At 37.7% G+C, this 16771-nt stretch carries 15 protein-coding genes; 8 read left to right on the top strand and 7 right to left on the bottom strand.

Annotated features, from left to right (window positions below):
- Nucleotides 1–753 precede the first annotated feature (753 nt).
- The 4 genes from CLOCL_RS06330 to CLOCL_RS23065 all read left to right on the top strand — a co-directional run bounded on the left by CLOCL_RS06330 (nt 754) and on the right by CLOCL_RS23065 (nt 4618).
- Complete coding sequence (locus CLOCL_RS06330) at nt 754–1479, top strand: LytR/AlgR family response regulator transcription factor (RefSeq protein ID WP_014254561.1); 726 nt, start codon at nt 754–756, stop codon at nt 1477–1479.
- A 4-nt stretch (nt 1480–1483) separates the two neighbouring features.
- Nucleotides 1484–1780, top strand: a complete 297-nt coding sequence (locus CLOCL_RS06325; RefSeq protein WP_245532854.1) for a hypothetical protein — start codon at nt 1484–1486, stop codon at nt 1778–1780.
- Between the two features lie 390 nt (nt 1781–2170).
- Nucleotides 2171–3460: an IS110 family RNA-guided transposase gene (locus CLOCL_RS06320; protein ID WP_014254024.1), complete on the top strand. Its 1290-nt coding sequence runs from the start codon at nt 2171–2173 to the stop codon at nt 3458–3460.
- 237 nt (nt 3461–3697) lie between these two features.
- Nucleotides 3698–4618, top strand: coding sequence for a sensor histidine kinase (locus tag CLOCL_RS23065; protein ID WP_245532853.1), 921 nt, complete (start codon nt 3698–3700; stop codon nt 4616–4618).
- Nucleotides 4619–4709: 91 nt separating this feature from the next.
- Here CLOCL_RS23065 and CLOCL_RS06310 read toward each other — a convergent pair whose 3' ends face one another.
- The 5 genes from CLOCL_RS06310 to CLOCL_RS06290 are packed head-to-tail and all read right to left on the bottom strand — an operon-like array spanning nt 4710 to nt 10210.
- Nucleotides 4710–6212 carry an STM4011 family radical SAM protein gene (locus tag CLOCL_RS06310; RefSeq protein ID WP_014254560.1) on the bottom strand — a complete coding sequence of 501 codons (1503 nt, stop codon included), beginning with the start codon at nt 6210–6212 and terminating at the stop codon, nt 4710–4712.
- Nucleotides 6205–7491: an STM4012 family radical SAM protein gene (locus CLOCL_RS06305; protein WP_014254559.1), complete on the bottom strand. Its 1287-nt coding sequence runs from the start codon at nt 7489–7491 to the stop codon at nt 6205–6207. The genes CLOCL_RS06310 and CLOCL_RS06305 overlap by 8 nt, the downstream gene beginning before the upstream one ends.
- Nucleotides 7492–7503: 12 nt before the next feature.
- Nucleotides 7504–8337 (bottom strand): STM4013/SEN3800 family hydrolase, encoded by an 834-nt coding sequence (locus CLOCL_RS06300; protein ID WP_052306626.1) that lies wholly within the window; start codon nt 8335–8337, stop codon nt 7504–7506.
- On the bottom strand, nt 8312–9346 hold the full coding sequence (locus CLOCL_RS06295) for an STM4014 family protein (RefSeq protein ID WP_014254557.1): 1035 nt from the start codon (nt 9344–9346) through the stop codon (nt 8312–8314). Before CLOCL_RS06295 ends, CLOCL_RS06300 begins: the two co-directional genes overlap by 26 nt.
- Before the next feature lie 12 nt (nt 9347–9358).
- Nucleotides 9359–10210 carry an STM4015 family protein gene (locus CLOCL_RS06290; RefSeq protein WP_014254556.1) on the bottom strand — a complete coding sequence of 284 codons (852 nt, stop codon included), beginning with the start codon at nt 10208–10210 and terminating at the stop codon, nt 9359–9361.
- A gap of 447 nt (nt 10211–10657) precedes the next feature.
- Here CLOCL_RS06290 and CLOCL_RS06285 point away from each other — a divergent pair, with 447 nt between their 5' ends.
- The 4 genes from CLOCL_RS06285 to CLOCL_RS06270 all read left to right on the top strand — a co-directional run bounded on the left by CLOCL_RS06285 (nt 10658) and on the right by CLOCL_RS06270 (nt 15543).
- Complete coding sequence (locus CLOCL_RS06285) at nt 10658–11431, top strand: ABC transporter permease (RefSeq protein WP_014254555.1); 774 nt, start codon at nt 10658–10660, stop codon at nt 11429–11431.
- Between the two features lie 90 nt (nt 11432–11521).
- Nucleotides 11522–12565, top strand: coding sequence for an ABC transporter substrate-binding protein (locus CLOCL_RS06280; RefSeq protein ID WP_014254554.1), 1044 nt, complete (start codon nt 11522–11524; stop codon nt 12563–12565).
- Between the two features lie 74 nt (nt 12566–12639).
- Nucleotides 12640–14205: a nitrogenase component 1 gene (locus CLOCL_RS06275; RefSeq protein WP_014254553.1), complete on the top strand. Its 1566-nt coding sequence runs from the start codon at nt 12640–12642 to the stop codon at nt 14203–14205.
- Entirely contained in the window at nt 14206–15543 is a 1338-nt protein-coding gene (locus CLOCL_RS06270) for a nitrogenase component 1 (protein WP_014254552.1), read from the top strand.
- Between the two features lie 101 nt (nt 15544–15644).
- On the opposite strand, the gene CLOCL_RS06265 is transcribed toward CLOCL_RS06270, so the two are convergent.
- Nucleotides 15645–16058 carry a bacteriohemerythrin gene (locus CLOCL_RS06265; protein WP_014254551.1) on the bottom strand — a complete coding sequence of 138 codons (414 nt, stop codon included), beginning with the start codon at nt 16056–16058 and terminating at the stop codon, nt 15645–15647.
- A gap of 427 nt (nt 16059–16485) precedes the next feature.
- The gene (locus tag CLOCL_RS22440) at nt 16486–16662 is read right to left on the bottom strand and encodes a hypothetical protein (RefSeq protein ID WP_014254550.1); all 177 of its coding nucleotides are present in this window, start codon (nt 16660–16662) and stop codon (nt 16486–16488) included.
- Nucleotides 16663–16771 lie beyond the last annotated feature (109 nt).

Raw genomic sequence — 16771 nt, 5'->3', positions numbered from 1 at the left:
TATTACAAGTGCCTAAAGCAATGCAGTAAATACGCTGTACTTGTTTCAGGCAACAAGGATATAACAAAGACATAGATTTAAAAAAATGCGAAAATATCATGTTCTTTTTGGTTTAAAGAAGTATTGAACAGCTCTGCATTATCATGTGACAAGCTGAAGTGAAACTGAAAATAACCATACTATAAATTTCCATACAGGATGTGCAAGCTGGAATTCATAAATATGTAATTGCAATAAGCAAAAAATACTTTTAATGACAAATACCAGTTTTATTTTTTTAACATACAGACAAAACCTCTTTTAGCCTGTCTGCGCATTTTATACCCTGTACATTCGGAAGACTACAGTAATATTTTTATTTAAAGTTCTCCTTTCTTTTAGTATAATTTCATACATCAAGTTACAAATTTAATACAGTATTTTATTGTCAATTAACCCAAAAAGAACCTCAAAAATTTATAACAGAAGAACCAAATAAAAACAGTTAACCCTAAGCCTCAAGATTTGATATACTAAATTATTAATAATTTTTTATAGCAACCTGGCCAATTATCTAAATACTATATATGTTAATTTGCAGGAAATAAAATTCTTGACGGATTAAGTTTATCAATTATTAACGAAAGTGAATTTTTTTCTGCACGAATCATTGTTTTTTCGACACGAAATAATGTATAGCCTCCAATTTATGCATTCAATTGTATATAAAGGAATAAGCTTATACTTGAAAATACAAGTGACGGAGGAATGTTCATGCTTCAAATTGCACTTTGCGACGACAATATTACCGATTTATTCAATATGCTCGAACTCTTAAACGAATATAAATCATCAAAGCATATGAACTTTGAATACGCAGTTTTTACCAACGGATTTGAGCTGATTTCTTCTTTAAATAAAGGAAAGCAGTATGACATATATTGCTTAGATATTGTGATGCCGGGTTTTACAGGTATTGATGCAGCAAATGAAATTCGTAGTTTTGATAAAACTGCTCCCATATTATTTTTCACCTCATCCACTGAATTTGCTTTGGAAAGTTATTCGGTGAAAGCCATCAACTATGTACTGAAACCCATCTCAAAGGAAAAGCTGTTCTCTACCTTTGATCAGCTTTTTGAACAGATAGAGGCACAAAAAAAAGAGGATGCAATTATTGTAAAGAGCAATGACGGCATTCAAAAAGTATTTATTTCAAATATTGTATATGTAGAGGTTATCGGAAGAAATGTTTTGTATCATTTAATTTCCGGAAAGGTAATCGAATGCACCGAGTCTTTTTCCACTGCTTGCAATAAACTGCAGAAATATGGGTGCTTTCTGAAAACTCATCGCTCCTATCTTGTCAATATGCAATATATAAATACTATAGAAAACCATCAGGTTATTTTACAGACCCTTGCCTCTGTTCCCATTGCCCAGGGAAAAGCAAAGGATGTTAAGCAACAGTATCTAAACTACCAAATGGAGGAAGAATAAATAAATGCCTGAAACTATCATTGCATTAGCCCGTTATTATATTACATTATTGTTCGGCACAGCAATAGCAGTAAGCTTCGCAGGAATGCCACGCACACGGAAAAACTATGTCGCTGTCGGATGCCTGACTGCTTTGTTATTTGCTTTGCAGTTAATCTGCTTAAAAACATGGGGTATGACCATAGCCTATAAATTGTATCCCCTGCTTTCTCATTTACCTATTGCTGTTTTTATTGCGGTATACCTGAAACGTCCATGGCTTATTTCACTAACTGCGGTATTTACATCCTTGTACAATTAATATTGTATTAAATCAGTGACCGAAGCCACTGTTCGACCCATTAAAATTCATTGTTAACATAACACTTCAAACTTCATTCTTTTCTAAACATCAAGCACATCATCCGGCTTCACATCTTAGCCATTTTGCCAGCAACTGTTGGCCTGAACCTTGACAATCATGTATAATATCTTCCGGACTTGGAAGGTGAGTGTTTCACCTCCTGGGACGGACCTTAGCGGGCCGATTACCCGTAAGAAAGAGTATTTATCCATTCCGGTAAGTCTACATGATTTGGCTGGTTGAGGCCAGCTCTTTGGCTGGTTCCTCGTGTCACATGCAAGGTTGTTTGCTTACATGGGAAGGAATGGAGGCTTTTAAGTCCATTAATCTTAAAAAGGAGGCATTTTAATGAATTTCAGACCCATTGCAGGAATTGATGTGGGTAAGTTCTTCAGTGAAATGGCGATTCTTTCTCCTACCAATGAAGTGGTTGCCCGCATGAAGATTCACCATGATTCCAATACCGACGTTGAAAGAGCCGTTGAATTGCTTAATAAAACGGAAAAAGATTTTGCTTCAAGGCCTTTCATAGTCATGGAATCCACCGGGCACTATCACAAAATCCTTTTCCATTCACTTTGTAAAGCTGGATTTGAGGTTTCGGTAACAAACCCCATCCAAACTGATTCTATCAAAAATATTGGAATCAGAAAAGTGAAAAATGATAAAGTGGATGCCCGGAAAATTGCCCTACTCTATAGATTTCAGGAACTTAAGTCAACCAACATCCCCAATGAGGATATTGAGTGCCTAAGGAGCCTATGTCGCCAGTACTACAAACTGAGTGATGAGCTTACCGCCTACAAAAACAGGCTTACCGGTATTGTTGACCAACTCATGCTTAACTTCAAGGATGTCTTCTCCAATATATTTTCAAAGGCTGCTATGGCTGTCCTGGAGGAGTATCCTACTCCTGCCCATATTCTTAAGGCTGACAGGAACAAGCTGATTTCACTGATTCAGAAGAAATCCCGCAAAAGTCTCAAATGGTCAACTGCCAAGTATGAGCTTCTGGTCTCCAAGGCCAGAGATTTTGCACCTCTGAGCATTCATAATGCCTCAAATGTTATTATGCTGGGCGTATATATCTCCATGATCAAAACCTTGGAAGAAAGCCTGGAGAAAGTCCTTAAGTCCATTCGTCTACTGATTGCTGAAGATATGGCGAAGGATATGCCCATGCTGGCATTGACGCTTGAACTTTTGCAGAGCCTGCCAGGTATAGGCCTTCTCTCTGCTGCTACTATTCTTGCGGAGATTGGAGACTTTTCAGCCTTTAAAAAGCCAGGCAAGCTGGTTGCTTATTTCGGCGTTGACCCCTCTGTCATGCAGTCCGGAGAGTTTACCGGCACACGGAACAAGATGTCTAAGAGAGGTTCAAGGCTGCTTCGCAGGGTGCTTTTCACAATTGCTCTTGCTAATATCCGTACCAAGCGGGATAAGACAGCTTGCAACCCTGTGCTGCTGGAGTTCTACCAACAAAAATGCCAGAGTAAGCCTAAGAAAGTAGCTTTGGGAGCTGTTATGCGCAAGCTTGTTTGTATCATCTTTGCTGTCCTAAGGGATAGGAAACCTTACCAGTTACGCAGCCCCCAGGAACACGCTCAAATGCTTGCAGCAAAGCATACAGCAGCTTGATAGTACTGTACTTGATGTTCAGTTTTCAAAGAGCAACTTGCTATTTTAGACCAGCTATTTTATGTCTACCTCACCTAGGTGGTCTTGTTGTCATGCGTTTCATTAACGTCAGGAGCCTAAAAAAATTTCTCAAAATTTTTATTATAAACTCTTGACTTTAATTAGCTGGTCTTTCTGTGTTATCAGCTTCCCCGCTGGTTCGGTACAGCCTTAGGTACAGTTTTTGGGAGTGTTTCCATGGACCATATAGGCTATATTGCTGCTGCATTTTTGATATACTGTTTCTTGCAGAAATATGCGGCAAAATCGGTCCAGCACATGATAGAACGCTCTGTTAATTCCTGTCTGCTTTTTGGTGTCATGCCGGCTTTTTATTATATTTTCGAGTATACCTCCACTGTTTACACTGACTTTATGTACAGCGGTACACGGGTAGCCGTACAGTTCATGCCTTTTATAACATCTGCCTTTTATTTTGTTTTTGTCCTCCTTTACTATTCCGAAACTCAAAAGCAGGCTAGCATACAAAGAGAAAAAGATATGCTGGATACCCAATTTAACCGGGCACAAAAAGAATTTGAATCTTTACGCCAAATGCAGCAAAATGCCGCATCTTATCGGCATGATATGCGCCATCATTTAGCTCTCTTGCAAAGAATGGCAGTAAACGGAAATATAGAAGAGATCAAAGAATATCTGCAAACTGTACAGACTGACTTAGATGCCATCACCCCTGTACGCTTTTGCGAAAACGAAACCGCCAATCTCGTTTTGTCATCTTTTGCTACTAAGGCAAAAAAGTCAAAAATCCGGTTGACTCTGGATGTAAAGCTGCCCGATTCATACCCTTTGAGCGACACTGAGCTTTGCTCCCTACTATCAAACGTGCTGGAAAATGCCATTCATGCCTCGGAAAAAATAGATGATGTCAATAAACGCATCATACAGCTTCGAATCTTTTCGAAAAATAACAAACTATGCCTTGATATTCGAAATTGCTATCAGACAGAGCCGATTTTTCATCACGGTATGCCAGTATCAAAAGAGCCTGGACATGGCTTTGGAACAAAAAGCATGGCTCATATAGTTGAAAAATACGGCGGTGTGTTTCGGTTTTCGATTAATGACGGCTGGTTTATATTCCAAGCCACTATATAATACACCCATTGCCAAATCTTTTATAATTTCTTATAAAAGAAATGTTTCGAATCTCTCCCAAAAATTTTTAGCCACAGAAAATTAACTGAAATCATTTGATAAAAATGGGTAAGTGCTCAATGTTAAGTATGAACCGGGCTTGTTTTTTCAGCAGCTCGCTTTTAGAATCTACTGTAGCCGCAGAATATTTAAAATAATTAATCATTTCCAAATCAGTAATACTGTTTCCCATGACAAAAATTTTATCCTCGTCAAAATTATTCAGCTGGCAAAGCTTAAGTATTCCCTTCAGCTTACTTGCTTCATTGGAGGTTATATTGGCAATATCCCTCTCAATAGTTACTTTCAGCTTAGAATTTGATTGTATGACTGATGTTATATATTTCTTAAAAGCAATCACTTTATATACCGAATCTTTCTCTTTATACACTCCTATTTTCGGTATATCCGATAATACTTCCAGGGCTTCTTTCTTTATAGCCACTGCCTCTTTATAGTTCAAACCGAAATCAACTATCTGTCCGCCATTTGCAAATACCCCGCCACTTATATACTTCTTTACAGGATTGCACTTTTTCATCGCAATGTGTAAAGGCAGGGATGTGGCAAGATAAATCCTTAATTTGTCCTTTAGAAACCGTATGGTCTCTGCAGCTTTTTCACAAATTTCTCCCGATTCATCGGTTATTGTACCGTCAACATCCAAAAATACAGCTTCCATATCTTTTTTTTCGGGAAGTCTTATAGGGGTATACTCCCCAAAGTATTTTCCAACATCTAAATCAATTCTGTTGGAATAGGACAAATAACAGTCGCAAAACTTCCTGTCACATTTAAAGGATTCCACAGGATTTTGTTCCTTATATATATTTAACAGCCTGTTTTTATTCAAATGACAGGGAAAAACATCGCCATTGGCTCTGATAAAAACGCTGCTGACCCCTGCACTGCAGCAACTGTCCCTAACTCTGTGCCGTTGCAGCTCATTGCAAAAAAGGGGATCTACTTCCATCAAAGATATAACCTCGGATTTTGTATATCTTGTCTCCTCCCTCTCCTTCGCATTAATCCACAGATACACATCCTTGGGTAGTTTCCTTCTAAGTTCAAATACGTATCCCAAATCACCGGGGATTGCAACAATCCCTGCGCATAAATCAATACAGGTTTTTAGCTGCTTAACCTTGTATACAAATTCGTCAACAGACACCATTTCAGGATGAAAGCTGGCCCACAGCTTGACTTTCGACAAATCAGCCTTTAAAGCTTTCAGCTTCTCTAAAAACTTAAATACATCAAAACTTAAATTAGTTTGACAGGATATATATTTACATTTTGGATTTGCAGCAAGTCTTCCGACAGCTTCGACATAATAGTCATGTATAAGCCCCTCTCCATAGGGAGTAAAAAAAATTGAAACTTTATTCTTAAATTCCGTATTATCAATAAAGTCGCAAAACCTTTTCAGGCTTTCCTCGTCCTTTATAAGTTCGGTTTTACCGGGCTTTTTCCTGGCAAAACAGCAATAGGAACAGGAGTAGTTACAGGAAGACAATAAGCCTCTATAATATATGTTTTTTACCTTTTCAATCATCACAAAACCTCTCCATTTTCTCCAAAACCGCATCAGATATGAGCATAGGCCCAATATAGTCGGACAAAGAAAGACCAAGGGGTGTAAGTTTTATCCTTCCTTTGGCTTCTATAATCCATTCTTCGCTGCTGAATTTTTGAAATATGGGAAAATCCTCGTATAAATTTGTTCCAAACAGCCTCTTATACTCAGCTAAAGGCACTCCTCCATAATAAAAAAGATTTTTTATTATAAATCTCCTCTTCAGTTCATCACTGTTAAGCTTATAGAAGCTAAGTCGGCTGAAAAACTCTTTTCGCTTAATATATTTATCTATAAGCTCCATGCATTTGGATTGTTTTGAGGTATACCTTTCGCAAAAATGAAGGTTTCCTATGTAACTTCTGCCTCCGCAGCCGAGAGCAATCATATTTTCAAATCCGCAGCTTTCCTCTTTTGAAGGTTTATCCTTTACAAATCTTCTCATGGAAGTTTGAAAATATCCCTTATCTTTTAAAAATTCGCATATCATAAAATACATTCTGTACTGAAGCTCGGTATTTATATCGAAGTCCGTGAATATGCCCGTATTCGGTCTTTTATATAGAGGGTAAACGAATATCTCATCCGGCTCATAGGAGGCAGCCCTTTCCAATGAATATCTCAAACTTTCAAAGCTTTGTGATTCTATCCCATATATCAAGTCAATATTTAGCGTATCAAAACCCACATATTTTAAGTCTTTAAGGGCTTTTTCTACTTTGTCGGTATTGTGAAACCTTTTCAGTTTGTCCAATTCTTTCTGTACAAAGGACTGAACACCTATACTTACCCTGTTTACATTCCTGGATTTTAAGAACATCAATTTTTCAATGGTGGTCTGATTGGGGGAAGTTTCTATAGATATACTTACCTTTCTCAAATCTATTCCGAAATAGCCCTCAGCTATATCAAACAACTTCTCCAGCTGATTTATGGAAAGTATAAGAGGCGTTCCGCCGCCAAAAATCAAGGATTTAAATTGAACACCTTCAAAATCCAATACTTCTCTGTAGTTTTCGGCGTGGCGTTTAACCGCCTCAATATAACTGTCAATTTTTTCATCACTTTCCCACGGTATGGAAAACAAATTGCAATACCCGCATTTATTTTCACAAAAGGGTATATGAAAATACAGGACTATAGGATTTTTAGCCAACTCTGAGCTATACTCACTCAAATCCAAATTTTCAATATATTGATAAGCAGTCTTATGGGGATAACTGTACATATACTGCCTATAAGCATTATGTATCGCCATAGTTTCACCTTCTTACAATATAAAATGCTTATAGGGAACTGTATAAACTATTTCATGGGACAAGCAGTGAAAATGATAGCCGTCTTCTCCATAACAGCTTCCGTGGTCAGAGCAGGCTATGACAAAGGTTTTGCCCCTTGCTCTGAACAAATCAAACAGTCTCTCTATATGGCTATCCACATAGCGCAGTGCTGCAGCATGGGTCTCCACTGAGTCTCCTTTTGCACCTTCAACATAGAAATAATTGGGATAATGAATACTGTCTATGTTCAAATACATAAATATTCTCTTATCCGAATCAAATTCTTTAAGTTTTCTTTCGATAAAGTCCAACTGATTTTCAAAGCTGTTTTTTATGTGGCAGCTAAAGGACGGATGCCAATAACTGTACTTGAAAAGCTTTGGAAGAACTCTGTTTATTTCCGTTCTTTTGTTAAAGAAGCCAACCCCGCCGACACATATGGTTTCATAACCTACCTTTTCAAGCCCTTCTACAAAAGTGGCACCTTCGAACAAAAAAGCCCCCTTAGGCGCAGGCATATTTGCAACCATATCCTTAGGGATAAAAAGTCTTTCCATTTCAAACATCGGTATCGGCTCCGCAGGAGTCGGCAAAAATCCCGCAAACATTGCCAGATGGGACGGATATGTGAAATTTCCCGGTGCATGACGCTTTTCCCATTTACCGTATTTGTTGAGATTGGGAGTGCCGTTATTCTCCTGTTCATTAAAGGCCACATCATATCTTAATGTATCCAAACACACAAATAAAATATCGTGGGTACCTACAATCTCATTCATATCCACCGAGTATTTGGCTTTAGTAATATCTCCTAAGACTTTCATCGGTATTTCCTTGTTTAAACTCTCCATAGTTCACCATCCTGATCAGTTGATTCTTGTAGATTCTGTTTTCATTATATATATCCCGGTAGATCAAATCTCCCTGGGCATTCATTTCTATAATCAAAGGCTCTAAATTTCTCCCCTTAAGAAGTATATCTATTCCTGCACAATTTAAGCCTTTAAAACAAGCCAACGCATCCTTGCACAGCTCCTCTATCCTATAAATCACTGTTTGGGGAAGATTTAGCAAATTTATATCCAAAGCATTGTTGTTTAAATGCAGATTTGTTATGGGAAAACCTGAGCACCTTGCCACCATAAATTCTATTTTACCAAATTGCCAAACCACCCTTATATCATAGCAAAGGTTATTGTATTTGGGTTTCGGGATCCATTTTTCAACAATACAATGCTTCGAGAGGATAAAATTTACCATATCCTCTATTGTTTCAGTTCGGTCAATTTTTCGAATCTTTTTTGTATTGACAAACCTTCCTTCCGCCTTGTCAATTGATGTATAGACAATCTCGGCACCAGTCCTCAGGTTATATCTGTAAGCTATTATTCCGGCTGCACCCGAGCCATATCTTGGCTTTATGAATAAATTGCAAGTTTTATTTTCTCTTATGTATCGTCTTAAGGCATCTATATCGGGAAACACTTCATCTATCAAAGGAGTAACGGGAATACCGTTTTTTATAAGAACCTCTTTGCATTTTCTCTTATCGAGGGTAGCCATGATGCTTTCCGGAGAGTTCAGAAAAGTCAGTTTCTTGTTTGCGCCAATGTCTTCCAAATAATCGGTATACCCTCTTACCAGCATATTGAGATTGGATATATCGGAATCTTTGTATTGCGGCGGATCCAATTTTACTATGGTGTCTTTTTCAACGTTAGCCGGATATGAACCAATCTCGCAAAAACCGACTTCAATCCCCAACTCTTCGGCTGCCTTTAAAAAATAATCCTTTCGTTTTGTTCCCGACTGCCCTATTAAAATAATACTCATAGGCAAAAATCCTTACTCAGTCAGCATGGGATAATTTCCATACTCCTCATCGTTTTCCATCTGTTCATCCAAATTAATGTTTATGGGAAGCATTTTTAATTTCATCATGTATTCATCACTGATAAAATGATAATGCAAGTCCAATAATTCCAAGTGCTTTAGCTTATTCGCATTGTCCAAAATAATCTGTGCACCCCTGTCGGAAAGAGTTCCGTTGGAAAAATCCAAAACCTTAAGATTTGAAACAATGTCCGAGTTTAAAACCACTTCAACAATTTCATCCTGAATTTCACTGTCACCCAGGCCTAGATATTCCAAATTTTTAAAATTCTTATTTTCAATAAGTTTTTTAATATCTTCAATACTTCCATCAAAACCGTAATTTTCAACGCCAAGATACAAATTGAGCTTTTTGAGTTTAGGCAAATTTGAATTGGCAATTTCCAAAATTACTGACTTAGGGAGCCCGCCGCAGATAATTTCCAGAGATTCCAGCTCAGAATGATTCAACTCACCCAGGCTAAGACCGTTACTTCCTTTAATTATCAAATGTTTCAGATTCTTTAAGGATTTTATCAATTCGCTGTAATCTCCCTGCTCTATCCAAGAAACTTCACACTCTTCAGACTCCATATCTCCTATAAAAAGGGTTTCAATATGAGAGAATTTTTCGCTGTTTTGAGCAAACATGTCAATAATGGGCTGACAGCTGTTATCGTAGGTTTCTCCCCAGCATCCTACAATTATGTTCTTAATGGTACTTAAATCGGGATCGTTCATTATTTCTTCAGCCAGTGTTGCGGCATCCTTGCCTCCATCCTCATAATCCTCATACTCGTAGAAGTATTTTTTTACATCCTTCATATCATGCACCTCCTCGATTAGTATACCAGATTTAATCAAGGTTTGTAACTATTGGTTTTTTTCAGTGTTCAATCAATTTTAGATTTTTGATAAAATTAGATAATTTTATTAGTAACAATGTATCAGATAATATGATTAGGAGTTTTTTGTTATTAGCATTTAAAAGGTATATTTTTTTAGCAACACAAATTATTAATAAACCTATTGACAAAATAGGAATTTATATTTTAGAATAATATAAAAATAAAATTGCTATTTGGTGTTTACAGTACCGCTTAAAAATTTAATAATATGAAGGTTGACCAGAAAACTGGAGACTAAATTTTTCCTTTCTTTAGAGGATGAATTTAGTCTTTTTTATTCCCTTCAATCTAATAACTTTATACTTCCACACTGTTTTAAGCTTTAATTAATAAATTCAATTCTCATAAATGGAGGGCAAACAGCATGGGTACAAAAGCATTGCAGGCATTAAAAGACCTATCAATGAAATCCGCAGCAATAATATTGTTTATTTTGCTTTGGGAAACAGCACCGCGTATCGGCATGGTGGACAGAATGTATCTGCCGCCTTTCAGTGAAGTGATTACAGCATTGGTTAAACTCATTATATCCGGTGACCTGTTCATCCACATAGGTTCCAGCTTGAAAAGGTCCATGGGCGGGTTGTTTTTAGCCGTAGCCATAGGAATACCCCTGGGTATATTTATAGGATGGTTTAAATCGATTGAAAAATTTTTAGATCCTTTGCTTCAGATATTCAGGAACACATCAACCCTTGCCCTATTTCCCGTATTCATTTTGCTTTTCGGGCTCGGTGAACTGTCAAAAGTGGCAATTATATTCTGGGGCACCCTATGGGCAACACTTCTTAACACCATAAACGGTGTTAAAAACATAGATCCTCTGTTAATCAAAGCCGCACAGTCAATGAGTGCCTCCAATTTCTTTATTTTCCGAAAGATCGTGCTTCCCGCAGCCACCCCGTCAATTATAACAGGCTTCAGACTGAGTGCCTCCACATCAATACTTATACTGGTTGCGGCAGAAATGTTAGGCTCCAACTCGGGACTAGGCTTTCTTATATTCTATTCGGAGCAAAAATATGATATTGCAGAAATGTATTCCGGAATTTTGACCATTTCTGTTCTGGGGCTCCTTATCAATTACCTGATTGTTGCTTTTGAAAGACGTCTATTGGTATGGAAAAAAGCTGAATGATTAATTATTTTACAGACCGTCCGTTTAAATCAACCGTAAATGACATGAATTACAAACAAATAAACAGTATTTTTTTGGAGGTTAATAATTATGAAGATTTTCAACTTAAAATTCTTATTGATGATAACACTTATATTTGCTTTGCTGACAGCTTCTTCAGGATGCAGCAAATCCGGAAGCACGGGTACATCATCTAACAGGGGAAGCCTTAGCAACAATTCGGCAAGCTCCGGTGAACAATCGGATTTTGATGTTATAAGACTTCCAAGTTCCTCGAATCCTCTCAACGTGGATACAATAACCATAGCAGAAGAACTTGGCTTTTTCAGAGAGCAAAAAATTAAAATCGAAAGAGTCGGTATTGTTCCCTGGGCACAGCTTATTCCATCCCTTGTTTCGGGAAAACTGGATTTTGCCAGCGGTCATATAAATCGTGTCGCTGCCGCTGTTGCCGCCGGAGCAAAAGTTAAAGCAGTGGCTGCAAATACATTGACAACTAAAGAAAAGCCCCACATGACCTTTGTAGTCAAAGAAGAAAGTCCTATTAAAACTCCCGAGGATATTTTGGGTAAAAAGATTGCGATAATGGCCTATGGAGGCTGTAATGAATATACTCCCTATGAATACCTGAAAAAGAACGGTATCAGCGATCCAAAAGGCAAATTTGAGATTGTGGTTGTACCGGCCGGAAAAGAAGAGGAAACACTAAGAAAAGGTGAAGTAGAAATTGCCGGAACCCATGACGACCCTGCAAACTTATTGGACCGCGGCGGTGTAAGGATTCTTTTTACAGACTACGACATATGGCAAGATGTCGGAGGTCAGGCCCCATACTTTGCAGCAGAATCCTTTATAAATAAAAATCCCGATCTTGTCCGGCGTTTTGTAACGGTTATAGGAAAAGTAAACAAGTGGATCAACGAAAATCAGGAAAAGGCAATAGAAATTAACGCAAAAGTATATAATGTTGACGCTTCAAAAGTAAGAGTGGGATATTACGTCTCCGATGCCATAATAAAAGAAGATACCGTACAGCTGTGGATAGACATTTTGAACGGCTACAACGAGTTGAAAAGAGACTTAAAGGCAAGCGAAATATACACCAATGAATTTAATCCCAATTATAAAAAATAGTCATTACCTAAATTGAATTGAGAATAAAACCTATATCAAACCAAATTAATCTTATATGAAAAGGAGGAATTTTTATGGGTTTATTACATGATAAATCTGTCCCCGGAAGAGAAGAACGCCTGAAAGCCAGTATGGCTTATGGAGGTTCTGCTTGCAATTTGGCAAGAGCAGATAAAGTATGTCTAAGAAACCAGGAGAGATCTTTTTCTCAGGCAGGATTATGCCAATTGCTCCCCACATTGGGAATGCTGTCGACACTGCCCGACACGGCAATAATTGTCTACGGTGCCATCGGCTGCGCTTCCACCGGATTTGGTGCAAATATCAGCAGCAGGTTAAGGCATGTACAGATGGGCAGAACCGCCATCAAAGACACTGTCTGGATATCGACTAACTTAACGGAAAGTGAAGTTGTACATGGCGGAGAACAAAGGCTGGAAGAAACCATATACAAAACCTATGAAGAATTAAAGCCCAAATCAATAGTAGTTCTTCAAACTTGCGCACCATCGGTTATCGGTGATGACCTTTACAGTGTAATTGACCGTGCAAGGAAAAATCTCGATATACCAATCCTCGCTTCAACCTGTGAAGGCTTTAAGACCAAAATATGGGCAACAGGCTATGATGTAGCCTTCCACGCCATTGTTCACGGCTTTATCGAAAATGACAAGGAAGGCCGTCCTCCCCGCAAAGAAGGCCGCAAGGAAGGTGAAAAACCGATTGTAAACATTATAAATCTTGCTTCTGTAGGTCTTACCGATGAGAACGAAATCCGGAGAATGCTGAACAGTATAGGCATTGAAGTCAATATCGGTCCTAACTTTGCTTCAAGAGAAGAAATCAGAAGAATGACCCAGGCCGATCTTACTGTAAGTATATGCCCTACCCACGATGATTACTTTATTGATTACCTGCACAAGGAATACGGTATACCGTATGTATTAAGAGACATGCCCATCGGTCTGGAAAATACTAAAAACTGGCTTTTGGACATTGCCGAAAAGGTAGGCCTTAAAAAGGAAGCAGAAAAGTTTATAGAAGAGGAAACCAAAAAGACGCTTAAAGCCGTTGAAAAGTTTCTTCCCTATTTAAAGGGCAAAAAGGTATTTTTAAGTGCCGGAGAATTCAGGGCTTTAGTCACCGGAATGCTCGTTCAGGAACTCGGAATGGAAGTAATCGGTCTTAGAGCTTATCATCACGATCACTTCGGTGACGAGTTTTACGGCAAGCTTGTTGAAGCGCAAGGCGGTAAGGATTTTGTAGTGGATATCGCAAACTTCCAACCCTTTGAGCTTATGAACATTTTGAAAAAAGTCAAACCGGATCTTTTCATTGGCCATGTGTCCGATAATCTATCGGCTGCAAAGCTTGGTCTGCCTGCTGCTACCATTTTCAGAGTATTTGATTATTATGTGGGTTACAGAGGTTTTTACGAGTTTGCCAAGAAAATGACAAGAGTTCTAAAGAACCCTGCTTTCAACAAAAAGCTTTCTGAAAATGTAGTTCATCCTTATAAAAACAACTGGTATGAAGAAAATCCATTTAAATTTATTAAAGCTGTTAAAAACGAGGATACTGACGATGTTCAGGAAGTTTACAACTACTATGAATTTTCAGCCCGGAAAGGAGTAATATAGATGAGCGGATACATAGAAAGACCCCGTTACCAATGTGCCTTAGGCGGTGCATTGGCAACAATCAGTTCCATTGACAGAGCCGTTGCAATAGTTCATTCTGCACCAGGTTGCAGTTCAAGCGCCGACAGTGCTGCGAATGTAGGAAGCGGCTACTGGGGTGCCACATACTGCGGCGGCCGTTCCACACCAAGTACAAACATTCTGGAAAAGGAAATAATATTTGGCGGTGAAAACAGGCTCAGAGAACAAATTGAATCAACCCTGTCGATAATTGACGGAGATCTGTTTGCAGTTATAACAGGATGCATGACCGATATAATAGGCGATGACGTGGTATCTGTTACAGAAACCTTCAGGAATGATGGAAAAAATATTATTGTTGCCGAAACCGGAGGATTTAAAGGCAACTCCTCCACAGGTTATGACCTTATATTGGAAGCAATTTTTGCCCAATTTACAGAAAGAGGACTGGAAAAAGACCCTAAAGTTGTAAACATACTTGGCCTGGTTCCGTCCCAAGATGTTTTCTGGAGAGGAAATCTCACCGAATTAAAGAGAATTTTAAACGAGCTTGGAATTGAAGCCAATACATTCTTTACTCCGTTTGACAATGTGGATTCATTAAAAACCGCATCCAAGGCCTCTTTAAACATCGTACTATCAAAAGTTCACGGTATTAGAGCTGCAGAAGCCTTTGAGGCTATTCACGGAACTCCGTATATTTCTCTTCCTCTTCCTATAGGGCCTACCGCCACCGAAGAATTCCTCAGAGAGCTCGGAAAGAGCCTTGAAATTTGCAAAGACAAGGTGGATAAAGTAATAAACAAAGAAAAAGCATGGTATTACAATTACATACACAGCCTTACCGATTTATACAACGACCTTGACCTTCAAAGATATGCAATCGTCATAGGCGATTCAAACTACGGATATGCCATAACCAGATTTGTATGCGATGATTTGGGCTGGATTCCTTCATATACAGCCATCACAGACATACTTACCGACGAACAGAAAGAAACAGTAAAAAAACAGTTTGACTACTTACCTGAAGATTTACGGCCAAAACTGATATTCGAGGAAAGCACAAGCAAAATAGCAAAACTTATTCTTGAAGACTTAAAAAGCATCCCAAGCGAGTACAATCATGCCATAAACCCTGCTTTCGTTTTGGGAAGCACACTGGACAGAACTTTGGCAGCAGAGCTAAAAGCAGGCTTCTTCGGTATATCTTACCCAATCGTAAACAGAGTTATAACTGACCAGAGCTATATAGGATACCGCGGCGGCTTAAGGCTTGCAACCGATTTATTCAGTGTAATTTTAAGCAACAGGTAAAACCCAAGATTTTTATATCAACACTTTTTCAAAATATTTAAAGCTCATAGCATGATAAGCTATGAGCTTATATATCTTGTATATGCAGTAATTTGCAATTCCTACTCGGTTAGATTCTGTTTTCTTGCAAACTCACCTATTTTTTTGTCTGCGTTTGAAATGTGTTTTGTCAGCCAGTCAAGAATAAACTGGTTAGCTTTTAAGATTACTGTTATGTTTGCCCCTGCTACTTCGTAATCCTTTCTTAATTCAGCCAATTTTTTGATAAATTCTTCATGCATTTTTTTCTGTTGGTCCAATTCAGGATAATTGATTCTTGCCATGTATGCCTCTTCGTCTTTGAAATGAGTCTTTGTGTATTCATCCAGAAAATCAAACATTTGAATAATATATTCCTTTGACTTTCTGTTTTTGCCTGCTTCAAAAAGCTGATCGGCTTTCTCAAACCATTTCTTGTGCTGGGCATCGATTAAATCTACTCCAACTTCCAAGTTCTTTGACCATAACAGCGCCATAGTACGCCTCCTAACACTTTAATAAAATTCAATACATCACCTATTTATTCTTTAAACTGCTTATACCGTCTTATTGATAATATTTTACATTTCCAATATCATTATACCTTTAATTTTTATCCTTAGTCCGATTTTAATATCGGAAAAATTTTCAAACAACTTAACGCTTTTAATATAAATGCTGAGCTTTCTAAATCAATTTTTCACGAATTTTTTATCAATATATATTCTTTTATCAGCTTCTTATAAGTTTTAATACACCTTTATTTTTATTTAAAGATTTGAATTATTTGCATCAGTAAACAGCAGAATTTCCCGTCATGACAATAAAAACATTTGCTCATATCACTAACATAGAGAACTACTTATCAACAAACAGACCATATTTGTCAAATCAATTATCACAAAAAATTTCCATAATTATTATCTATTTATACAATTCTTTTCTCCATGCACCATCATTAAGCCATTCTCCCATATTAATCATGCATTCATCCGGTAATAGTTCTCTAAGTTCATTTTTTACACATACCGGAACACAAGTATTTAAGCTAACTTTAGTTTTTTCTCTCAAAATACGTATATCATCAAAATTTACACTCATATAACATCAACCATTCCTTTGCTCTGTTAAAGCTACAAAAAATTGTAATAAACAACTTTCAAATACTGAATTAACCATAAATAAAATTTTATATTATGTAATAAACCGT

The organism is Acetivibrio clariflavus DSM 19732 (genome assembly GCF_000237085.1).
Classification (GTDB): domain Bacteria; phylum Bacillota; class Clostridia; order Acetivibrionales; family Acetivibrionaceae; genus Acetivibrio; species Acetivibrio clariflavus.
Note: the sequence above shows the minus strand (reverse complement) of the source record. Positions and strands in the feature narration are given on the sequence as shown.

Excerpts from the sequence above, each read along its gene's own strand:
- CLOCL_RS06330 (WP_014254561.1), top strand. The coding sequence starts at position 754 with ATGCTTCAAATTGCACTTTGCGACGACAATATTACCGATTTATTCAAT.
- CLOCL_RS06325 (WP_245532854.1), top strand. The coding sequence starts at position 1,484 with ATGCCTGAAACTATCATTGCATTAGCCCGTTATTATATTACATTATTG.
- CLOCL_RS06320 (WP_014254024.1), top strand. The coding sequence starts at position 2,171 with ATGAATTTCAGACCCATTGCAGGAATTGATGTGGGTAAGTTCTTCAGT.
- CLOCL_RS23065 (WP_245532853.1), top strand. The coding sequence starts at position 3,698 with ATGGACCATATAGGCTATATTGCTGCTGCATTTTTGATATACTGTTTC.
- CLOCL_RS06310 (WP_014254560.1), bottom strand. The coding sequence starts at position 6,212 with ATGATTGAAAAGGTAAAAAACATATATTATAGAGGCTTATTGTCTTCC.
- CLOCL_RS06305 (WP_014254559.1), bottom strand. The coding sequence starts at position 7,491 with ATGGCGATACATAATGCTTATAGGCAGTATATGTACAGTTATCCCCAT.
- CLOCL_RS06300 (WP_052306626.1), bottom strand. The coding sequence starts at position 8,337 with ATGAAAGTCTTAGGAGATATTACTAAAGCCAAATACTCGGTGGATATG.
- CLOCL_RS06295 (WP_014254557.1), bottom strand. The coding sequence starts at position 9,346 with ATGAGTATTATTTTAATAGGGCAGTCGGGAACAAAACGAAAGGATTAT.
- CLOCL_RS06290 (WP_014254556.1), bottom strand. The coding sequence starts at position 10,210 with ATGAAGGATGTAAAAAAATACTTCTACGAGTATGAGGATTATGAGGAT.
- CLOCL_RS06285 (WP_014254555.1), top strand. The coding sequence starts at position 10,658 with ATGGGTACAAAAGCATTGCAGGCATTAAAAGACCTATCAATGAAATCC.
- CLOCL_RS06280 (WP_014254554.1), top strand. The coding sequence starts at position 11,522 with ATGAAGATTTTCAACTTAAAATTCTTATTGATGATAACACTTATATTT.
- CLOCL_RS06275 (WP_014254553.1), top strand. The coding sequence starts at position 12,640 with ATGGGTTTATTACATGATAAATCTGTCCCCGGAAGAGAAGAACGCCTG.
- CLOCL_RS06270 (WP_014254552.1), top strand. The coding sequence starts at position 14,206 with ATGAGCGGATACATAGAAAGACCCCGTTACCAATGTGCCTTAGGCGGT.
- CLOCL_RS06265 (WP_014254551.1), bottom strand. The coding sequence starts at position 16,058 with ATGGCGCTGTTATGGTCAAAGAACTTGGAAGTTGGAGTAGATTTAATC.
- CLOCL_RS22440 (WP_014254550.1), bottom strand. The coding sequence starts at position 16,662 with ATGAGTGTAAATTTTGATGATATACGTATTTTGAGAGAAAAAACTAAA.